Source organism: Enterobacter cloacae complex sp. IR5403 (assembly GCF_049238705.1).
In the GTDB taxonomy this organism is placed as follows: Bacteria; Pseudomonadota; Gammaproteobacteria; order Enterobacterales; family Enterobacteriaceae; genus Enterobacter; species Enterobacter hormaechei_C.
Genome location: NZ_JBMKHP010000005.1, coordinates 1 through 20614, shown reverse-complemented (window position 1 = coordinate 20614; position 20614 = coordinate 1). Strand labels below are relative to the sequence as shown.

General features: G+C 54.7%; 18 protein-coding genes. 8 read left to right on the top strand and 10 right to left on the bottom strand.

What is annotated here, in order from left to right; genetic code table 11:
• Positions 1–40: 40 nt before the first annotated feature.
• The 6 genes from atpB to asnC all read right to left on the bottom strand — a co-directional run bounded on the left by atpB (position 41) and on the right by asnC (position 5854).
• On the bottom strand, positions 41–856 hold the full coding sequence (gene atpB / locus ACOTW6_RS08855) for a F0F1 ATP synthase subunit A (RefSeq protein ID WP_003862373.1): 816 nt from the start codon (positions 854–856) through the stop codon (positions 41–43).
• 8 nt (positions 857–864) lie between these two features.
• On the bottom strand, positions 865–1245 hold the full coding sequence (gene atpI, locus ACOTW6_RS08850) for a F0F1 ATP synthase subunit I (RefSeq protein WP_003862375.1): 381 nt from the start codon (positions 1243–1245) through the stop codon (positions 865–867).
• 615 nt (positions 1246–1860) lie between these two features.
• Positions 1861–2484, bottom strand: coding sequence for a 16S rRNA (guanine(527)-N(7))-methyltransferase RsmG (gene rsmG, locus ACOTW6_RS08845; RefSeq protein WP_047050599.1), 624 nt, complete (start codon positions 2482–2484; stop codon positions 1861–1863).
• Positions 2485–2591: 107 nt separating this feature from the next.
• On the bottom strand, positions 2592–4481 hold the full coding sequence (mnmG, locus tag ACOTW6_RS08840; protein ID WP_003862379.1) for a tRNA uridine-5-carboxymethylaminomethyl(34) synthesis enzyme MnmG: 1890 nt from the start codon (positions 4479–4481) through the stop codon (positions 2592–2594).
• Between the two features lie 374 nt (positions 4482–4855).
• Positions 4856–5305: an FMN-binding protein MioC gene (gene mioC, locus ACOTW6_RS08835; RefSeq protein WP_003862381.1), complete on the bottom strand. Its 450-nt coding sequence runs from the start codon at positions 5303–5305 to the stop codon at positions 4856–4858.
• Between the two features lie 90 nt (positions 5306–5395).
• Entirely contained in the window at positions 5396–5854 is a 459-nt protein-coding gene (gene asnC / locus ACOTW6_RS08830; RefSeq protein ID WP_003862383.1) for a transcriptional regulator AsnC, read from the bottom strand.
• Positions 5855–6005: 151 nt separating this feature from the next.
• Here asnC and asnA point away from each other — a divergent pair, with 151 nt between their 5' ends.
• Positions 6006–6998: an aspartate--ammonia ligase gene (asnA, locus tag ACOTW6_RS08825; RefSeq protein ID WP_121479436.1), complete on the top strand. Its 993-nt coding sequence runs from the start codon at positions 6006–6008 to the stop codon at positions 6996–6998.
• On the opposite strand, the gene viaA is transcribed toward asnA, so the two are convergent.
• The gene (gene viaA / locus ACOTW6_RS08820) at positions 6999–8450 is read right to left on the bottom strand and encodes an ATPase RavA stimulator ViaA (protein ID WP_121479435.1); all 1452 of its coding nucleotides are present in this window, start codon (positions 8448–8450) and stop codon (positions 6999–7001) included.
• Positions 8444–9940 (bottom strand): ATPase RavA, encoded by a 1497-nt coding sequence (gene ravA / locus ACOTW6_RS08815; RefSeq protein ID WP_121479434.1) that lies wholly within the window; start codon positions 9938–9940, stop codon positions 8444–8446. Before ravA ends, viaA begins: the two co-directional genes overlap by 7 nt.
• 222 nt (positions 9941–10162) lie before the next feature.
• Between ravA and kup the strand changes: the two genes are divergently transcribed.
• The 7 genes from kup to rbsR all read left to right on the top strand — a co-directional run bounded on the left by kup (position 10163) and on the right by rbsR (position 18100).
• The gene (gene kup / locus ACOTW6_RS08810) at positions 10163–12031 is read left to right on the top strand and encodes a low affinity potassium transporter Kup (RefSeq protein ID WP_006808744.1); all 1869 of its coding nucleotides are present in this window, start codon (positions 10163–10165) and stop codon (positions 12029–12031) included.
• A 214-nt stretch (positions 12032–12245) separates the two neighbouring features.
• Positions 12246–12665, top strand: coding sequence for a D-ribose pyranase (gene rbsD / locus ACOTW6_RS08805; RefSeq protein ID WP_003862392.1), 420 nt, complete (start codon positions 12246–12248; stop codon positions 12663–12665).
• Between the two features lie 7 nt (positions 12666–12672).
• A complete protein-coding gene (gene rbsA, locus ACOTW6_RS08800) occupies positions 12673–14178 on the top strand; it encodes a ribose ABC transporter ATP-binding protein RbsA (protein ID WP_015570154.1) in 1506 nt (501 codons plus the stop codon).
• A 4-nt stretch (positions 14179–14182) separates the two neighbouring features.
• The gene (rbsC, locus tag ACOTW6_RS08795; RefSeq protein WP_003862395.1) at positions 14183–15148 is read left to right on the top strand and encodes a ribose ABC transporter permease; all 966 of its coding nucleotides are present in this window, start codon (positions 14183–14185) and stop codon (positions 15146–15148) included.
• Positions 15149–15175: 27 nt separating this feature from the next.
• Positions 15176–16066, top strand: coding sequence for a ribose ABC transporter substrate-binding protein RbsB (gene rbsB, locus ACOTW6_RS08790; protein WP_003862397.1), 891 nt, complete (start codon positions 15176–15178; stop codon positions 16064–16066).
• Between the two features lie 108 nt (positions 16067–16174).
• The gene (gene rbsK, locus ACOTW6_RS08785) at positions 16175–17104 is read left to right on the top strand and encodes a ribokinase (RefSeq protein ID WP_062933815.1); all 930 of its coding nucleotides are present in this window, start codon (positions 16175–16177) and stop codon (positions 17102–17104) included.
• A 3-nt stretch (positions 17105–17107) separates the two neighbouring features.
• A complete protein-coding gene (gene rbsR / locus ACOTW6_RS08780) occupies positions 17108–18100 on the top strand; it encodes a ribose operon transcriptional repressor RbsR (RefSeq protein ID WP_072190029.1) in 993 nt (330 codons plus the stop codon).
• Here the strand turns inward: rbsR and mdtD are convergent.
• A complete protein-coding gene (mdtD, locus tag ACOTW6_RS08775; RefSeq protein WP_062933816.1) occupies positions 18066–19499 on the bottom strand; it encodes a multidrug transporter subunit MdtD in 1434 nt (477 codons plus the stop codon). The genes rbsR and mdtD overlap by 35 nt on opposite strands.
• Positions 19496–20203, bottom strand: a complete 708-nt coding sequence (locus tag ACOTW6_RS08770) for a FadR/GntR family transcriptional regulator (protein WP_003862405.1) — start codon at positions 20201–20203, stop codon at positions 19496–19498. The genes mdtD and ACOTW6_RS08770 overlap by 4 nt, the downstream gene beginning before the upstream one ends.
• Positions 20204–20614: the final 411 nt, after the last annotated feature.

Sequence of the window (20614 nt, the reverse complement as noted above, 5' to 3'; positions counted from 1 at the left end):
CAGTTTGTTTCAATTAAAACGTAGTAGTGTTGGTAAAAAATCAGTGCTCTTCAGACGCCATCGACAGATAGACGATCGTCAGAACCATGAAGATAAAGGCTTGCAGCGTAATGATCAGGATGTGGAAAATGGCCCATGGCACATTCAGAATCCACTGTGACCACCACGGCAGAAGACCCGCGATCAGAATGAAAATCAGCTCACCCGCATACATGTTGCCGAACAGTCGCAGACCCAGTGAAACAGGTTTGGACAGCAGGCTAACGCCTTCCAGGATCAGGTTGACCGGAATAAACGCCCAGTGGTTGAACGGCTGCAAGGTAAGCTCTTTCACAAAGCCGCTTACGCCTTTCATTTTGATGCTGTAGAACAGAATGAGGATAAATACGCCCAGCGCCATCGACAGGGTGATGTTCACGTCGGCAGACGGAACCACGCGCAGTGCAGGCAGGCCGAGTACGTGCTCACCGATCCAAGGTAAGAAATCGATAGGCAGGAGGTCCATCAGGTTCATCAGGAAGACCCAAACGAACACGGTCAGGGCCAGCGGAGCAATCAGTTTGCTCTTACCATGGTACATGTCTTTCACGCTGCCATGGACGAAGCCGATGATCATCTCGATGAACGTCTGGAATTTCCCTGGAACACCGCTGGTCGCCTTTTTAGCAACGCTGCGGAACATGGCCAGGAACAGAAGACCCAAAACCACCGAGAAGAACATGGAGTCGATGTTGATCGTCCAGAAGGTGGCCGGGGGGTTATGTGGATCCACCAGCGAGAATGTACGCAGGTCCAGCTGAAGGTTATTCAGATGGTGACCTATGTAATCCTGCGGCGTCATATTTTCTGAAGCCATGATGCCTTTTACCCTTTGTTATTGATTACAGCTGGAGCCAGAACTTGTACCACCAGCACCAAAACCCACGTTGCTATCAGCGGCATGAATACCACTTTCAAAACCGCCAGCGCCATCACCAGTAGAGCAAAGGTCAGCAACACCTTACACACTTCGCCGAGAGCGAAGGACCAGGCCACGCGGCCTTTGGCGGGTGTATGCGCCTGATGACGCCAGGCAAAAATCATAAACAACACGTTTGGCAGAACCACCGCCAAACCTCCGCACGCGGCGGAGATGCCCCAGAAGGGGTCTTTGAGGCTAAACAGCAGTCCACTTGCTATCACAGCCAGAAACTGAATGAACAGAAGCTTACGAGCAACGTTTCTACTCAAGAGCGACACAGACATCACGTTTTTACTCCTGCTCCCTTCGAGGTATGCCGCGTGTCGTATAAAACGTCCTTTAAGGCTCAGAGTCAAGCATCAAAAAGCGGTCAAATTATACGGTGCGTACCCGTGATTTCAAACATTAAGTAGCGAAAAGGTGAATAAATGTTTAAATATTTTTCCCCAGTCCTATTTTTCAACTTTTGACCTAAGTGCCGACCTTCAGGCAAAACTGCAAACAGCGCGGAAACGTTGGTGATAAAGCGTGCACGAGATCACAAAATACACATTTGCGATAAAGTGGTATTTATCAAAGACGTAAAACGATTTATTTCATCTGTATGAAATTAAAGCAAAAAAATCGCAACTATTTTTAAAACAGAGCCGTATACAACAAAAACCTTTTATTGACATTCTTAATAAATATTTAAAATTCCATTCTTGTTGCCTTTACCCACTTTTAGCAGGCTGATATTTTCATGGTTGATTATCCTCAGAGTGAACAACTCACTTCAGGTTAACCATAAGAAAACCCATGGTAATAACAAGGTTAAATTAACAACGGCCAAAACAGACGGGATGTGCTGCTTTTTAACACGATCAGAACAGCACAAATTCCACATTTTTTATTAATTTTTAAAAAGTGTTTGGCTTAATTATCACCAGATGACGCTCACCTTCGAGCTGAGGGATCTGAAGTTTCTCAATGGATTCGACAGCAAAACCGTCCGGAAGCTGCTCGATTTCGTCCCCCGGAAGTTGCCCTTTCAGCGCATAAAAACGCCCCTTCTCCGCCGGCAGGTGTTTGCACCAGCTCACCATGTCATTGAGTGACGCAAATGCGCGGCTGATAACGCCGTCAAACGGTGGCTCAGCTGGGAACTCCTCTACCCTGCTCTGCACGGGCGTGATGTTTTCCAGCTTCAGCTCATGCTGGACCTGGCGTAAAAAGCGTACGCGCTTACCCAGGCTGTCCAGCAGCGTGAAATGGCTTTCCGGTCGAACAATAGACAACGGAACGCCCGGCAAGCCCGGACCGGTGCCCACGTCGATAAAACGTTCACCGTTCAGGTAAGGCGCCACGACGATGCTATCGAGGATATGGCGAATCAGCATCTCGTTGGGATCGCGTACGGAGGTGAGGTTGTACGCTTTATTCCATTTGTTCAGCATATCGACATAGGCCACCAGCTGATTTTTCTGGTGATCGGTGAGCGAAATACCTGCCTGTTCCAGCAGACGAGAGAGTTTATTGAGCACGGTGGATACCTGTTGAGAGTTTTTTTGCCCGGTGGCGCTGCCGCTTACCGGGCCTACGAATAAGTAGGGCGGGTCAGCGAAGCGCCACCCGCCAAAAGCAATGTCAATTACGCGCTGCGGCGCAGCATACCCTGCTTTTTCAGCCACACCAGCAGAATCGAAATCGCGGCAGGTGTGACGCCGGAGATACGTGAGGCCTGGCCAATCGACACAGGTTTGTGATCGTTCAGCTTAGCGATCACTTCGTTGGAAAGCCCCGTCACCTGACGATAGTCCAGCATTTCCGGCAGCAGCGTGTTTTCGTTGCGCTGCTGTTTTTCGATCTCATCCTGCTGACGCGCGATGTAACCTTCGTATTTCACCTGGATCTCGACCTGTTCAGCCGCTTCAGCGTCTTCAAGGCCCGGTGCGAACGCGGTCAGTTTGACCAGATTCTCGTAGGTGACTTCAGGACGGCGCAGCAGATCTTCCCCGCTGGCTTCGCGCGACAGCGGTGCTGTTAAGTGAGCGTTTACTTCGGCAGCGGTTTCCGCCTGCGGATTCACCCAGGTGGTTTTCAGGCGCTGACGTTCCTGTTCTATACGCTCCAGCTTCTCGTTGAAGCGCGCCCAGCGTTCGTCATCCACCAGTCCCAATTCGCGGCCTACCTCGGTCAGACGCAGATCGGCATTGTCTTCGCGCAGCATCAGGCGATATTCCGCACGAGAAGTAAACATGCGGTACGGTTCTTTGGTCCCCAGCGTGCAGAGATCGTCGACCAGAACGCCCAGGTAAGCCTGAGAACGCGCCGGTGCCCAGCCCTCTTTCTCGGCAGAGAAGCGAGCAGCGTTCAGACCGGCCAGCAGCCCTTGCGCGGCAGCTTCTTCGTACCCGGTGGTGCCGTTAATCTGGCCTGCGAAGAACAGACCCTGGATGAATTTGCTTTCCAGCGTCGGCTTCAGGTCACGCGGATCGAAGAAATCGTACTCAATAGCGTAGCCAGGACGAACGATCTTCGCGTTTTCCATGCCCTGCATCGAACGCACAATCTGCATCTGCACGTCGAACGGCAGGCTGGTGGAGATGCCGTTCGGGTAAATTTCGTTAGAGGTCAGCCCTTCCGGCTCGAGGAAGATCTGGTGCTGATTACGATCGGCAAAGCGCATCACTTTGTCTTCGATCGACGGGCAATAACGTGGGCCGATCCCTTCGATCACACCGGCGTACATTGGGCTGCGATCGAGATTATTGCGGATCACGTCATGGGTTTTTTCATTGGTGTGCGTGATGTAGCACGGCACCTGCTGCGGATGTTGCGCCGCATTGCCCATGAACGAGAACACCGGCATCGGGTTATCGCCGTGCTGCTGTGCGAGCACGCTGAAATCAATGGTGCGCGCATCAATACGCGGCGGCGTACCGGTTTTCAGGCGGCTTACGCGCAGCGGCAGTTCACGCAGACGACGAGATAACGGAATCGACGGCGGATCGCCAGCACGGCCACCGCTGTAGTTGTCCAGACCAATATGGATTTTACCGTCCAGGAATGTCCCGACCGTCAGCACCACCGCTTTTGCGCGGAACTTAAGACCCATCTGGGTCACGGCGCCAACAACACGATCGTTCTCCACGATAAGATCTTCTACCGCCTGCTGGAAGATCATCAGGTTCGGTTGGTTTTCCAGCGCGGTGCGCACAGCCTGACGGTAAAGCACGCGGTCTGCCTGTGCACGGGTGGCGCGAACAGCCGGACCTTTACTCGCGTTTAGTATCCTAAACTGGATGCCTGCATGATCGATCGCTTTCGCCATCAGGCCGCCAAGTGCATCCACTTCTTTTACCAGGTGTCCTTTCCCAATGCCGCCAATCGCCGGATTACAGGACATTTGTCCCAGCGTGTCGATATTGTGTGTCAAAAGCAGGGTCTGCTGACCCATTCGCGCTGCGGCCATTGCGGCCTCAGTGCCTGCGTGACCCCCGCCAATGATGATGACGTCAAAAGGATCCTGATAAAACATGGTGGTCTGCCTCGCGTAAAGCGGTATGAAAATGGATTGAAGCCCGGGCCGTGGATTCTACTCAACTTTAGTCTTTCGAGAAAGCATTGGGATCCTGGGCTATTAAAAAGAAGATCTTTTTATTTAGAGATCTGTTCTATTGTGATCTCTTATTAGGATCGCAGACCTTTGTGGATAAGTCCGATCCCATAAATAAGATCATGCAGTTAGGAAGGATCGTTTGCTGTGAATGATCGGTGATCCTGGACCGTATAAGCTGGGATCAGATCGCCACTTTATGCACAGGTCAAAAACTAAACCAACGTTGTTCTTTGGATAACTACGGCTTAATACGAGCTTTTAACCAGAGTTATCCACATCTGATCGCACAATCTTTAATCGTTTTTGAGTAAATTTTTCCATTCCGCGAGCCAGATCTCGGCTGGATCTTCGGGAATGTCATGATCGAGGATGTTGATCTTCAGCGTTTCACCCAGCTGTTTTGCTCCGCAGGCGGTCACCGCAGCTTCTACTTTCTCTATGGCGCCACAGAAAGTGTCATATTCACGGCTGCCGATCCCCACAGCGCCAAACCGGACGTTTGACAGGTCGGGCTGCTGTTCCAGCAGTTCGTCATATAAAGGTTGCAGGTTATCCGGCAGATCGCCCGCGCCGTGCGTGGAGGTGATCAGCAGCCAGACCCCGTCAGTCGGGAGATCTTCCAACAGCGGTCCGTGCAGCGTTTGTGTAGAAAAGCCCGCGTCTTCCAGCTTCTCAGCCAGATGTTCCGCTACATATTCCGCACCGCCCAGGGTGCTGCCGCTGATAAGAGTAATGTCCGCCATTGATCGCTCGCTCAGATAAAGAGGCGGCCATTGTACGCTGTGAACGAGCTGGGATCTACCTGTGGAAAATGTGGGAATGAAATTGCCCGATCACGGGCGGATAGTACGCATGATCGGGTTTTGCAGGGAGATCAGGGTTTCAGTGGACTGAATTTCATCGATTGTTTGGATCTTGTTGATAAGTACCTGCTGGAGGGCGTCGATGGATCGGCACATGACCTTTATAAAGATGCTGTAGTGCCCGGTGGTGTAGTACGCCTCGGTGACTTCATCCAGCGCGTTCAGTTTCTCCAGCGCGGAGGGGTAATCTTTGGCGCTTTTCAGAATAATGCCAATGAAGCAGCAGACGTCGTAGCCAAGTTGCTTCGGGCTGACATCTATACGTGCGCCGGTGATGATCCCGGCCTGCTTCATTTTCTCGACGCGAACGTGAATGGTCCCCGGGCTGACGCCAAATTGTTTCGCCAGTTCAGCATACGCGGTGCGTGCGTTGGCCATTAGCGCTTCCAGAATGCCGCGGTCCAGATTGTCGATCTGATAATTTTCCATAGGTTTTTCTTATGAAGATTAATGATTCCTTCTATTCTAGCGTCTTATTTTAACGAATCAAAAGTGAAGGCGGCTTTTTGTTGATGTGTTATTGAATTAAGCGCCTGTTCTGTTGCTTAATCAGTATCAACAGGACGCAGGAGTATAAATAATGAAAACCGCTTACATCGCAAAACAACGCCAGATCAGTTTCGTAAAATCCCATTTTTCCCGCCAGCTGGAAGAGAAGCTTGGCCTTATTGAAGTTCAGGCGCCGATTCTGAGCCGCGTGGGGGACGGGACGCAGGATAACTTGTCTGGTTGCGAAAAAGCGGTACAGGTAAAAGTGAAAACACTGCCAGACGCCCAGTTCGAAGTGGTTCATTCCCTGGCGAAGTGGAAGCGTCAAACCCTGGGACAACACGACTTCAGCGCGGGCGAAGGGCTTTACACGCACATGAAAGCCCTTCGCCCCGATGAAGACCGCCTTTCCCCGATTCACTCTGTCTACGTTGACCAGTGGGACTGGGAGCGCGTAATGGGAGATGGCGAGCGTCACGTCGGTACGCTGAAATCCACCGTTGAGGCGATCTACGCCGGGATCAAAGCAACCGAAGCGGCCGTGAGCAAAGAGTTTGGTCTGGCACCGTTCCTGCCGGAAACGATCCACTTTGTTCACAGTCAGGAATTGCTGAACCGTTTCCCGGATCTGGATGCCAAAGGCCGCGAGCGGGCGATCGCCAAAGAGCTGGGTGCGGTATTCCTGATCGGCATTGGCGGGAAATTGTCTGATGGTAAACGTCACGACGTCCGGGCGCCGGATTACGATGACTGGAGCACCGTGGGCGAAAGCGAATATGCCGGTCTGAACGGCGATATTCTGGTCTGGAACCCGGTTCTGGAAGATGCGTTTGAACTCTCTTCGATGGGGATCCGCGTGGATGCTGAAGCACTGAAGCGTCAGCTGGCCGTGACCGGTGATGAAGATCGTCTGCAACTGGAGTGGCACCAGGCGCTGCTGCGCGGTGAAATGCCGCAGACCATCGGCGGTGGGATTGGCCAGTCTCGTCTGACCATGCTGCTGCTGCAACTGTCTCACATTGGTCAGGTACAGTGTGGGGTCTGGCCGCAGCAGGTACGTGAGAGCGTCGGTTCTCTTCTTTAATTAACGTCGCCAGCGTCTGAGCAGGCGGCTACGCAACCCGGTATCAAAGCGCCAGATATGATCGAAGATGCGCATGATGCCGGGTTTTCCATGTGCAGACATCGCCACGGCATGGAAACGGTGCTGGTGCACGCGCTGCATCTCCTTCACTTTATTCACGACATCGTCCGGCAGCCGCTGGGCAATAAAATCGGAAATCACCACCGCATCCGCGTCGTACCAGTCTCCGCCCTGCATGCGCTCAATGATGCTGCGAAAACAGCTGGCCAGATCGGTGCCGCCGCGAAAGCGCTGGCTTAAAAAGCGGATCGCCTGCTCCAGCCCCTGTGGGCTGGTCAGTTCATACCCTACCACTTCGCTGGAAAATAACATGATGTAGCAGCGACGACGATCGGCGAGCGCCACGCGCATCAGGGCCAGGCAGAACGCTTTTGCACACTGTTCATTAAAGCCCCCCATCGATCCAGACGTATCGACGCAAACAATGAATGGGCCGCGCGGTTGCTCATCAAAATCCTGGTGCACCACTGGACGCTGGCTGATCTTCTCGCGCCAGGCTTCGCCATGCAGTCGATAGGTAATGAGCTGTTTTTCCACCAGCCGACGATAAAACTCATACTCCAGTTCGGTCATGCCCAGCGTGCTGAGTTCCGTAGGCAGCAGGCGCAGGATGTCATCGCTTTGCTGTAGCCCGTCCACCTGCTCCGGTACGGTGGAGGGTTCGCGTACCAGCGTACGGAAGGTCTCCATTGGCGCATCTTTCTTTGGGACCGACCGGGCCTCCCGGGAGCGGCCGAGCTGTTCTGCGAGCTTCATCAGCTCCGGCTGTTGTGCCAGAAAATCGCCGTACTTCACGATCAGCTGATAATCGCCCCGCTTTAACTGGCCGGCACTCATATCCCAGAGTCGGCCGGCGGCGTTTTCATTCTCCACCAGCACCTGTTCTAACTGGCCGCTCAGGGTCATTCGCTCCTGGACCTCACTGAGCAACTGTTCGCGCTCTTCGTCCAGCAACTGCTGATTAAGGGCCGTGGCCTGGACCACAAGGCTCAGTCGCCAGCGCTGTAAAAACAGCGTATGCAGGGCGGGAGTAAAGCTGGGGTTATCCGTGACCAGCGCTCTGGCCTGGCTGGCAAATGGGGAGTGAACGTTATTAAGCAGCGTCAGGGTTTGCTGTAGCCGGGCAATAAACTGCGGCGTTGAAAGCCGCTGGCACTGCTGGTAACCAGCCACTTCCTCTGTCAGTTCCGGCGGGACTTCCGTCTCCTTAAACCGCTGGCGCAGGTTATCGCGCCAGCGGGGAAGATCGTCCGTCATTGCCTTTCGGAGCTTCGGGAATTTTTCAAAGAAGGCCGCCAGCTGCGGTGAAGCGAGCAGGGTAATGACGACCTCTTCGATCAACCCTTCCTCGCTAACCGCCAGCATGACGTTAAGCGTGTCCAGCGTTAGCATTGACGCGCCTGTTTGATCTGCGCGCTGACATCCTGCAAGCTGGCTTCAATGCGACCTAACCAGTCGCTATGGATAAAGAGGCATTTCTGCTGCTCGCTGAAGCGCGTGTGCTGCTGATGCCATTCGTTATCCAGCGCGTCGAGCTGCTGTTTGATCTCCTCCGGAACAGTATCGGAGGTCGTGCCCGGCAGCGCCAGGCGCGATCCCTGAAGGCTGACGTCGCGGATCACAAGGTGCTGGCTGCTGTCGACTTCCATCGACAGCGGCTGTGCAAAGCCGATACCGTTGAGTTTACCGCGGATCTCACCGCCTTTATCCAGCCACTGAGCCAGCGCAACGCGTTCGATCGTCACGTGCACAACCTGCATATCATGCAGCTTCAGCGGCTGCTGAAGAAGAAGCGTGAGCGAGGCGTCAGTCAGCCCGGCGGGCAGTTCGTAGTGCGGTTTACGGGCAAACATCCCGCCAAGACGGTTCACCTTCAGCGCGGTTTTGTCACTTTGCTGCTGCTGAAGCTGAAGGCGACGTTGGGCAATCGCGCCCAGCTGATTGAGCATCGACTGCTGACCCCACGCGTGTCCGGTCATCAAAACGTCCAGCTGCTGTTGCATCAGATTCATCCCTTCTGCGTCGTGCCACAGGCAGTCTTTCAGCAGGATCAGATCGATTGGGGCGACAGCATCGCGGCCGCTAAACAGCGCGCTTGCCTGGAGCAGGCGAATGGCTTTTTTCCAGCGACGATCGGAGACGTACGGCGCGGAGGGCAGTAAATCAAGCTGCTGGCGCAGCATGAAGATCAGCTCAAAAACGGGATCGGGCAGTTTTATCTTGCCGATCTCCTCCTGCCACTGGTGGTATTCCTCGTCCGTGACCTGCAATGACGCTGCCACCGGGTTTTCGTTTTCATCCTGCTGGCTCACCAGCATAGAACGGAAGTTTGATTTATCCTGGACTTTATCCAGCCACAGGCGGATCAACATACGGTCATACAGCGCTTCCAGGCTGCTGTCGGCTTCGGGCAGTTCGTTTGACGCGGCCACCAGCAGGCGCATGGGGATCTTCTCTTCGCTGGCGCCGTTACGGAATCGACGTTCGTTAATTGCCGTCAGCAGGGTATTCAGAATGGCGGGGCCGGCTTTCCAGATCTCATCAAGAAAGACGATTTCCGCTTCCGGGAGATAGCCCGCCGTCAGACGTTCATAGCGTCCCTCATCTTTTAGCGCCTGAATGGAGAGTGGGCCGAAAACTTCTTCCGGCGTGGAGAAGCGCGTCATCAAATACTCGAATGCGCGCGCGTTCTGGAAAGCGAATTTGAGGCGGCGTGCAATCAGACTTTTGGCAATGCCCGGCGGGCCCAGCAGAAACACGCTTTCCCCGCTCAGCGCCGCCAGTAAACAGAGGCGAATGGCGTGGCTACGCTCGTAAAGGCCTTTCTCCAGCGCACTGCTGAGGCGGGAAATTCTTTCTGCTAATAAATGTGAGTGAGCCATAATAGTTTTGCATCCTTTCGCCGTCGTGGCGGCTAATTGAAGCGAGTATAGACGTTTCGGTCTGGCCTGGTAATAGGCTGAAGTGCGGCGCTATTTTCTTTGCGCTACATTAATGCGGCTGCATTTAGGGGTACGATTTTGCATTGAATCGTGCATACTGTGCGCTTTTTGTGGGCCAAGGGACTAAGCACACATTTGTTATTCAAACGAAAAGACTAGTCTATGAGCACTGATAATAAGCAATCATTACCCGCTGTAACGCTTGCGGCGATCGGGGTTGTCTACGGTGATATCGGCACCAGCCCGCTTTATACGCTTCGTGAATGTCTGTCCGGTCAGTTTGGTTTTGGTGTAGAGCGTGACGCCGTATTTGGTTTCCTCTCGCTCATCTTCTGGCTGCTGATCCTGGTGGTCTCCCTTAAGTATCTCTCTTTCGTAATGCGGGCTGATAACGCGGGCGAGGGCGGTATTCTGACCCTGATGTCCCTTGCCGGGCGCAATACGTCTGCAAGAATGACCTCCGTGCTGGTCATCATCGGCCTGATTGGCGGCAGCTTCTTCTATGGAGAAGTCGTGATTACGCCGGCGATTTCTGTAATGTCGGCCATAGAGGGGCTGGAGATTGTCGCGCCACAGCTTGATACGTGGGTGGTGCCACTCGCTATTATCGTGCTGACGTTGCTGTTTGCCATACAAAAACACGGTACCGGGCTGGTGGGTAAGCTGTTCGCGCCTATTATGCTGGCCTGGTTCCTGATCCTGGCGGCGCTGGGCTTACGCAGTATTATCGCCAACCCGGATGTCCTGCACGCGCTGAACCCAATGTGGGCGGTGCATTTCTTCCTTGAATATAAAGTGGTGTCGTTTGTGGCGCTGGGCGCGGTGGTGCTGTCCATTACCGGTGTTGAAGCGCTGTATGCGGATATGGGCCACTTCGGGAAACTCCCTATTCGCGTCGCCTGGTTTAGCGTGGTCTTGCCTTCGTTGGTGCTGAATTACTTCGGTCAGGGCGCGCTGCTGCTTGCACACCCTGAAGCGATTAAAAACCCGTTCTTCCTGCTGGCGCCGGACTGGGCGCTGGTTCCGATGCTGATCCTGGCGACGCTGGCGACGGTCATTGCCTCTCAGGCTGTCATTTCCGGCGTATTCTCCCTGACGCGTCAGGCCGTGCGTTTGGGTTATCTCTCCCCAATGCGCATTATCCATACCTCGGAGATGGAGTCTGGCCAGATCTACATTCCCTTCGTCAACTGGCTGCTCTATTTCGCGGTGGTGATTGTTATCGTCAGCTTTGAGCACTCCAGTAATCTGGCGGCGGCGTACGGTATCGCGGTAACCGGAACGATGGTGTTGACCTCTATTCTCTCCACTACCGTGGCGTACCGTAACTGGCACTGGAATAAGTTCCTCGTGGGGCTGATCCTGGTTGGCTTCCTCTGCATCGACGTGCCGCTGTTTTCTGCGAACCTCGACAAGATTGTCTCCGGCGGCTGGCTGCCGCTGACGCTGGGTCTGGTGATGTTTATTGTGATGACGACGTGGAAGAGCGAACGTTTCCGCCTGCTGCGTCGTATGCACGAGCACGGTAACTCTCTGGAGGCGATGATCGCCTCGCTGGAGAAATCCCCACCGGTGCGCGTGCCGGGCACAGCGGTGTATATGTCTCGCGCGCTGAACGTGATCCCGTTTGCGCTGATGCATAACCTCAAGCACAACAAAGTGCTGCACGAGCGCGTGATCCTGCTGACGCTGCGTACCGAAGATGCGCCGTACGTTCACAACGTCCGTCGCGTACAGATTGAACAGCTATCGCCAACCTTCTGGCGCGTGGTGGCAAGCTACGGCTGGCGCGAAACGCCGAACGTGGAAGAGGTGTTCCACCGCTGCGGTCTGGAAGGCCTGAGTTGCCGCATGATGGAGACGTCGTTCTTTATGTCCCACGAGTCGCTGATCATCGGCAAGCGCCCATGGTATCTGCGCCTGCGCGGCAAGCTGTATCTCATTCTGCAACGTAACGCCCTGCGTGCGCCTGACCAGTTTGAGATCCCGCCTAACCGCGTGATTGAGCTGGGGACGCAGGTCGAGATTTAACCCTTCTGAATATGCCGGGTGGCGCTGCGCTTACCCGGCCTACCAGACCCGTAGGCCCGCGCAAGCGTAGCGCCGCCGGGCAATTTTCCTCTATTGCATTTCACTTAGCGAAACGTTTCGACGTTGATCACAAATCCGTTACGTCATGATGGTTTTCTGAACACTTCTGCGGCTACACTGTTTTTAGCGAAACGTTTCGCTAGTGGAGCAAAAAATGAAGAAAGGCACAGTACTCAACTCAGAAATCTCATCGGTGATCTCCCGTCTTGGGCATACCGATACGCTGGTGGTTTGCGATGCAGGCTTACCGGTTCCGCGCAGCACAACCCGTATCGATATGGCGTTAACGCAGGGCGTACCCTCGTTCATGCAGGTACTGGAAGTGGTCACCGCGGAGATGCAGGTTGAGGCGGCCATTCTCGCGGCGGAAATCAAACAACATAATCCGCAACTCCACGAAACGTTGCTCAGCCATATTGAGCAACTGCAACAGCACCAGGGAAACACCATAGAAATTCGTTACACAACGCACGAGCAGTTCAAACAACAAACCGCAGACAGTCAGGCGGTGATTCGCAGCGGGGAGTGTTCCCCGTATGCGAATATCATTCTCTGTGCTGGCGTCACCTTCTGAGGCCATCATGGACGCATTACTGCAACTCAAAGGGATCGATAAGTCGTTCCCGGGCGTAAAAGCCCTCTCCGGCGCGGCGCTGAACGTCTATTCCGGGCGCGTCATGGCGCTGGTGGGCGAAAACGGCGCGGGCAAATCCACCATGATGAAAGTGCTGACCGGTATCTACCAACGCGATGCCGGTTCGCTGCTGTGGCTGGGTAAAGAGACCACCTTCAACGGCCCGAAATCCTCTCAGGAAGCGGGCATCGGCATCATCCACCAGGAGCTGAACCTGATCCCGCAGCTCACCATTGCGGAGAACATCTTCCTCGGCCGTGAGTTCGTGAACCGGTTTGGAAAAATCGACTGGAAAACCATGTATGCCGAAGCGGACAAACTGCTGGCGAAGCTGAATCTGCGCTTTAAGAGCGACCGACTGGTGGGCGACCTTTCCATCGGCGATCAGCAGATGGTGGAAATCGCGAAGGTGCTGAGCTTCGAGTCGAAGGTCATCATTATGGATGAACCGACCGACGCCCTGACCGATACCGAAACCGAATCCCTGTTCCGCGTGATCCGTGAGCTGAAATCCCAGGGCCGCGGCATTGTCTATATCTCACACCGCATGAAAGAGATCTTCGAGATCTGCGACGACGTCACCGTCTTTCGCGACGGGCAGTTTATTGCCGAGCGCGAAGTGGCAACCCTGACCGAAGATACCCTGATTGAAATGATGGTGGGACGTAAGCTCGAAGATCAGTATCCGCATCTGGAGAAAGCGCCGGGAGAGATCCGCCTGAAGGTGGATAACCTCTGCGGGCCGGGCGTGAATGACGTCTCCTTTACTCTGCGCAAGGGCGAGATCCTTGGCGTCGCGGGCCTGATGGGCGCGGGGCGTACCGAACTGATGAAAGTGCTCTATGGCGCACTGCCGCGCACCAGCGGCTACGTTACCCTTGACGGCCATGAGGTGGTCACCCGCTCGCCTCAGGATGGCCTGGCGAACGGCATTGTCTATATTTCCGAAGACCGTAAGCGCGACGGCTTAGTGCTGGGCATGTCGGTGAAAGAGAACATGTCCCTGACGGCGCTAGGCTATTTCAGCCGCAGCGGCGGCAGCCTGAAACACAAAGATGAGCAGCAGGCGGTCAGCGATTTTATCCGTCTCTTTAACGTTAAAACCCCATCGATGGAGCAGGCGATTGGCCTGTTGTCCGGCGGGAATCAGCAGAAAGTGGCGATTGCCCGCGGGCTGATGACGCGCCCGAAAGTGCTGATCCTCGATGAGCCTACCCGCGGCGTGGACGTGGGCGCGAAGAAAGAGATCTATCAGCTGATTAACCAGTTCAAGGCCGACGGTCTGAGCATCATTCTGGTCTCTTCCGAGATGCCAGAAGTATTAGGCATGAGCGATCGCATTATCGTCATGCATGAAGGGCATCTCGGCGGTGAATTCACTCGCGAGCAGGCCACCCAGGAAGTTCTGATGGCTGCCGCTGTGGGCAAGCTTAATCGCGTGAATCAGGAGTAAGAAGATGACTACCCAGGCTGTTTCTGGTCGCCGCTATTTCACAAAGGCATGGCTGATGGAACAAAAATCGCTGATTGCCCTGCTGGTGCTGATCGCGATTGTGTCGACCATGAGCCCGAACTTTTTTACCGTCAATAACCTGTTCAACATTCTTCAGCAGACCTCCGTCAACGCCATTATGGCGGTGGGGATGACGCTGGTGATTTTGACCTCGGGTATCGATCTGTCCGTCGGTTCCCTGCTGGCCCTCACCGGCGCGATCGCCGCGTCGATTGTTGGTATTGAGGTCAACGCGCTGGTGGCCGTTGCCGCTGCGCTGGCGGCAGGTGCGGCAATTGGCGCCGTAACCGGCGTGATTGTGGCGAAAGGTCGCGTTCAGGCGTTCATCGCCACGCTGGTGATGATGCTGCTGCTGCGCGGTGTGACCATGGTGTACACCAACGGCAGCCCGATTAATACCGGCTTTACCGATAACGCCGATCTGTTTGGCTGGTTCGGTATCGGACGCCCGCTGGGTGTCCCGACCCCGGTCTGGATCATGGCTATCGTTTTCCTGGCGGCGTGGTACATGCTGCACCATACCCGTCTGGGTCGTTATATCTATGCGCTGGGCGGTAACGAAGCGGCAACGCGCCTGTCCGGTATCAGCGTTAATAAAGTCAAAATTATCGTTTACTCCCTGTGCGGCCTGCTGGCGTCGCTGGCGGGCATCATCGAAGTGGCGCGCCTCTCTTCCGCACAGCCAACGGCGGGTACGGGCTATGAGCTGGATGCCATCGCGGCAGTGGTTCTGGGCGGTACGAGTCTTGCGGGCGGTAAAGGTCGCATTGTTGGGACATTGATCGGCGCACTGATCCTCGGTTTCCTGAATAATGGTTTGAATTTGTTAGGTGTTTCCTCCTATTACCAGATGATCGTTAAGGCAGTGGTGATTTTGCTGGCGGTACTGGTAGACAACAAAAAACAGTAACTGACGACACTACAGGACATCTTAGATATGAACATGAAAAAACTGGCTACCCTGGTTTCTGCTGTCGCGCTGAGCGCAACCGTAAGTGCTAACGCCATGGCGAAGGACACCATCGCGCTGGTTGTCTCTACCCTGAACAACCCTTTCTTCGTCTCCCTGAAGGATGGCGCGCAGAAAGAAGCCGATAAACTGGGCTACAACCTGGTGGTGCTGGATTCTCAGAACAACCCGGCGAAAGAGCTGGCTAACGTTCAGGACTTAACCGTTCGTGGTACCAAAATCCTGCTGATCAACCCAACCGATTCCGACGCGGTCGGTAACGCCGTGAAGATGGCAAACCAGGCGAAGATCCCGGTCATCACCCTGGACCGTCAGGCAACGAAAGGGGATGTGGTCAGCCACATTGCGTCTGATAACGTCCTGGGTGGTAAAATCGCCGGTGACTACATCGCGAAGAAAGCAGGTGAAGGCGCGAAAGTGATCGAGTTGCAGGGTATCGCCGGGACTTCCGCAGCCCGTGAACGTGGTGAAGGCTTCCAGCAGGCTGTAGCGGCGCACAAATTCAACGTGCTGGCGAGCCAGCCGGCAGACTTTGACCGTACAAAGGGCCTGAACGTCATGCAGAACCTGCTGACCGCGCATCCTGATGTGCAGGCGGTATTCGCACAGAACGACGAAATGGCGCTCGGTGCGCTGCGTGCGCTCCAGACTGCGGGTAAATCAGATGTGATGGTTGTCGGATTTGACGGCACGCCGGATGGTGAAAAAGCAGTAAATGATGGCAAACTGGCTGCGACCATCGCTCAGCTGCCTGAGCAGATTGGCGCGACTGGCGTGCAAACTGCCGATAAAGTGCTGAAGGGCGAAAAAGTTCAGGCCAAATATCCTGTTGACCTGAAACTGGTCATTAAGCAGTAAAGGCGATTCAGGCAGTCGCTGGCTGCCTGAGGGACACCAAATAAAAGAAAAGTGTGGCATACGCCACCGGGTAATACCGGTGGCGCTCTCAGATGGACACCTCAATACATGAAAACCGCAGGCAACCTCGTCGTCCTTGGCAGTATCAATGCCGATCACATTCTTAACCTTGAAACGTTCCCCACTCCGGGCGAAACCGTCACTGGCAATCAGTATCAGGTGGCGTTCGGCGGTAAGGGCGCAAACCAGGCGGTTGCCGCCGGACGCAGCGGGGCGAATATCGCGTTTATCGCCTGTACGGGTGATGACGATACCGGCGAGCGCGTACGCAAACAGCTGGCAAGTGACAACATCGACATTGCACCCGTCAGCGTGGTTGCAGGAGAATCTACCGGCGTGGCGCTGATTTTCGTCAATGCGGAAGGTGAGAATGTCATCGGTATTCATGCGGGGGCTAATGCCGCGTTAACGACTGAATGCGTCGAAGCGCAGCGTGGAATCATCGCCGGAGCGGAAGCCCTGCTGATGCAGCTGGAGTCACCGGTTGAAAGCGTGCTGGCCGCCGCGAAAATTGCGCATGAAAATCATACGTCTGTCGTACTTAACCCTGCGCCTGCCCGTGTATTATCAGACGAGCTGCTGGCGCTGGTGGATATCATCACCCCGAACGAAACCGAAGCGGAAAAGCTGACGGGTATCCGTGTCGAAAATGATGACGATGCAGCGCGTGCCGCGCTTGCGCTGCATGATAAAGGCATCGGCACCGTGATCATCACCCTCGGCAGCCGTGGGGTGTGGACTAGCGTCAATGGCGAAGGCCGTCGCGTACCGGGCTTTAAGGTCAAAGCCATTGATACCATCGCCGCAGGAGACACCTTCAACGGTGCGCTGGTAACGGCGCTGCTGGAAGGAAAAGCAATGGATGACGCGATCCGCTTCGCGCATGCCGCCGCTGCGATTGCGGTGACGCGTAAAGGCGCTCAGCCTTCTGTTCCATGGCGTAAAGAGATTGATGAATTCTTAAGTCAGCAGGGGTAACGCTTGGCCACAATGAAAGATGTCGCCCGTATGGCGGGCGTTTCTACCTCGACTGTTTCCCACGTAATCAATAACGATCGCTTCGTCAGCGAGGCGATTCGGGAGAAAGTTGACGCTGCAATTAAAGAACTCAACTATGCGCCGTCTGCGCTGGCCCGCAGCCTGAAGCTCAACCAGACGCGCACCATCGGCATGCTGATCACGGCCAGTACCAACCCTTTTTATTCTGAACTGGTGCGCGGCGTGGAGCGCAGCTGTTTCGAACGCGGCTACAGCCTGGTGCTATGTAATACCGAAGGTGATGAGCAGCGCATGAACCGAAACCTGGAGACGCTGATGCAAAAACGCGTCGACGGGCTGCTGCTGCTCTGTACCGAAACGCATCAACCCTCGAAAGAGATCATCCAGCGCTACCCTTCTATTCCCACGGTGATGATGGACTGGGCGCCGTTCGACGGCACCAGCGATCTGATCCAGGATAACTCGCTGCTGGGCGGCGATATGGCGACTCAGCATCTGATCGATAAAGGTCATACCCGCATTGCCTGTATTACCGGCCCGCTGGATAAAACCCCGGCGCGCCTGCGTCTGGAAGGCTATCTTTCGGCCATGGCACGGGCGGGGCTTGCCATTCCTGATGGCTATCGCATCACCGGCGATTTCGAATTTAACGGTGGATTTGAAGCAATGCAGAAACTGCTGGCGCAAGAGCCGCGTCCGCAGGCGGTGTTTATCGGTAACGATGCGATGGCATTCGGAGCTTATCAGGCGCTGTATCAGGCGGGATTACGTGTTCCGGACGACATGGCGATCGTCGGTTACGATGATATCGAACTGGCGCGCTACATGACGCCGCCGCTGACCACCATCCATCAGCCGAAAGATGAACTGGGCGAGCTGGCCATCGATGTGTTGATCCACCGCATGGCCCAGCCCACGCTGCAACAGCAACGTTTGCAGCTTACTCCTGTTCTGATGGAACGCGGTTCGGTTTAGCCTTCTCTTTGTGACGCTCTTTAATCAGGTTCCGGCCGTCTTTTGGTTTTAACAACATAAAGACCACCGCCGATACCACGGTAAGTGCGCCCATAGTGATAAAGGTATAGTGGAACTGCTCAACGGTATTCGTACCGTCAAACCCTTCATAAAACCGCAGTACCGCCGCGCTCACGGCAACCCCGAGGCTGATCGACAGCTGTTGAGTGACCGCCAGTACGCTGTTGCCGCTGCTGGCGTTCTCGTCGGTGAGATCCGCAAGGGTGATGGTGTTCATCGACGTAAACTGCGTCGACATGGCCATACCCAGCACAAACAGCGGCAGGATCAGCATCCAGATTGGTAACGCCGCAGATTGCAGGGAGAACTGCGCAATCATCAATCCGATAAAGATCGTCACGCCAACCAGCGTCTTACGATAGCCAAACCAGCGCAGCACCTGCGTGACCGTCGATTTTGCCAGAATGGAGCCCATCGCTGTGGGCGCCATCATGCAGCCAGCAATCAGGGCCGGATAGCCGAAACCGACCTGGAGCATCAGCGGCATCAGGAACGGTACGCAGCCCGTGCCCAGACGCGAAGCAATATTGCCCGCGATCCCGACGGAGAACGTTCGGGTGTTAAACAGAGATAAAGAGATAAGCGGTGTCGGATGGCGACGCGCATGACGTATATATAGAAGGAACAGCAGAATACCGCTGAGGATGACGGCCAGCGCCAGCCACGTCGCTACGATTTTCTCGCCAAACAGCTCCATCCCGCTGGAGAACAGGACCAGGCTCAGGCCAAACAGGAAGAAGCCGCCCATATCGAAGCTGCGTCTTGGCGTGGTGAAGTTCGGCATATATTTGCGGGCATAAATCAGCCCTGCCACACCAATCGGAATATTAATCAGGAAGATCCAGTGCCAGCTTGCCCAGGTCACCAGTACGCCGCCGAGAACCGGGCCAAGTATCGGACCGACCAGCCCCGGCATAGTCACAAAGTTGAGCACCGGAAGCAGTTCGCTGCGCGGATAGGCGCGTAATAACCCCAGACGTGCGACGGGCATCATCATCGCGCCGCCTATCCCCTGTAGAACGCGGAAGATAACCAGTTCCGTCAGAGAGGTGGAGAGGGCGCAAGCCAGAGAACCGAGCGTGAACAGCGTCACCGCCAGCATGAACACTTTGCGTGTGCCGAAACGATCGGCCAGCCAGCCGCTGACCGGAATAAGCATCGCCACCGTCAGGGTATAACTGATGATGGCGGATTGCATCGCCAGCGGGGAGCGGTTAAGGCTTTGGGCGATGGCGGGAAGGGCGGTATTGAGGATAGTGGCATCCAGTGCCTGCATAAAGAACGCCATGGCTGCAATCCACGGCAGTCCGGCCATACTGCGTGCTTTTTTCTCTGTCATTTATTTACCTGCTGGTGGGTTGGCGCGGCCAGCAACGCCTGGCACGCACTCAGGGCTCGCTGCCCGTCGCTCTCCTGAATGGCATCGACTATCGCCTGATGCAGATCCAGCTTCACCACCTCATCCTGTGTGATAGAGGTAAAGTAAGTGTGGTACACAGAATGGAATAAAGAAGCAAAGGAGGTCAGGAAAGGATTTCCGCTCATATTATAGATATGTTCATGCCAGGCCATATCGACCGCTATCCAGCGCTCGCGGTTAAAGTGCTTTTTCAAATCCACCATCTCTTCCATCAAAGTATTGAGCTGCGCTTTTTGCTCTGCTGTGCCGAGCGTGGCGGCAAGCAGGCAGGCCTGAGGCTCAAGACTGCTGCGCATAACCAGAAAGTGATCGACGACCTGATTAAAGTTATCTTCGGTCATCCACCAGGTGAGCAACTCCTGATCGAGAAAGTTCCAGTTTCCCTGAGGCATAACGCGGGTGCCAATGCGCGGGCGTGGAAGCACCATCCCTTTCGCCGTTAATGTTTTTACCGCTTCGCGAACGGCGGTACGGCTAACGCCAAACTGATCTCCCAGCTCCATCTCGCTGGGCAGGATGCTACCTGGAGCATATTTACCCGCTAAGATCAGCTGCGCCAGTTTCTCTGCCAGCACATAGGACAGGTTTTTTTGAGCTGCCAGCTGTTGTGCGCTTAATGGCATCGCTTTTATTCCTTAGATATTGATGCGGCTAATTATGCCATCTCAGGTGTGATTGTGGTTGCAGATACATCAAATAGAACAATTTGTAGCTGGATCTCATCGCTTTTGGTGAAAAAAAACACGGTCAGAAACTTTTTTTAAATTTCCTCTTGTCACTTCAGAAGAACTCCCTATAATGCGCCTCCACTGACACGGAACAACGGCACGCAAGCCGCCGGGTCAGCAGAGAAAAGCAAAATAAACGCTTGACTCTGAAGCGGGAAAGCGTAATATGCACACCCCGCGCCGCAGCGAAAACGAAGCGGCACTGCTCTTTAACAATTTATCAGACAATCTGTGTGGGCACTCAAAGTGACATGGATTCTTAATGTCTTCGGACACTAAATGAATACCAAGTCTCAACGAGTGAAC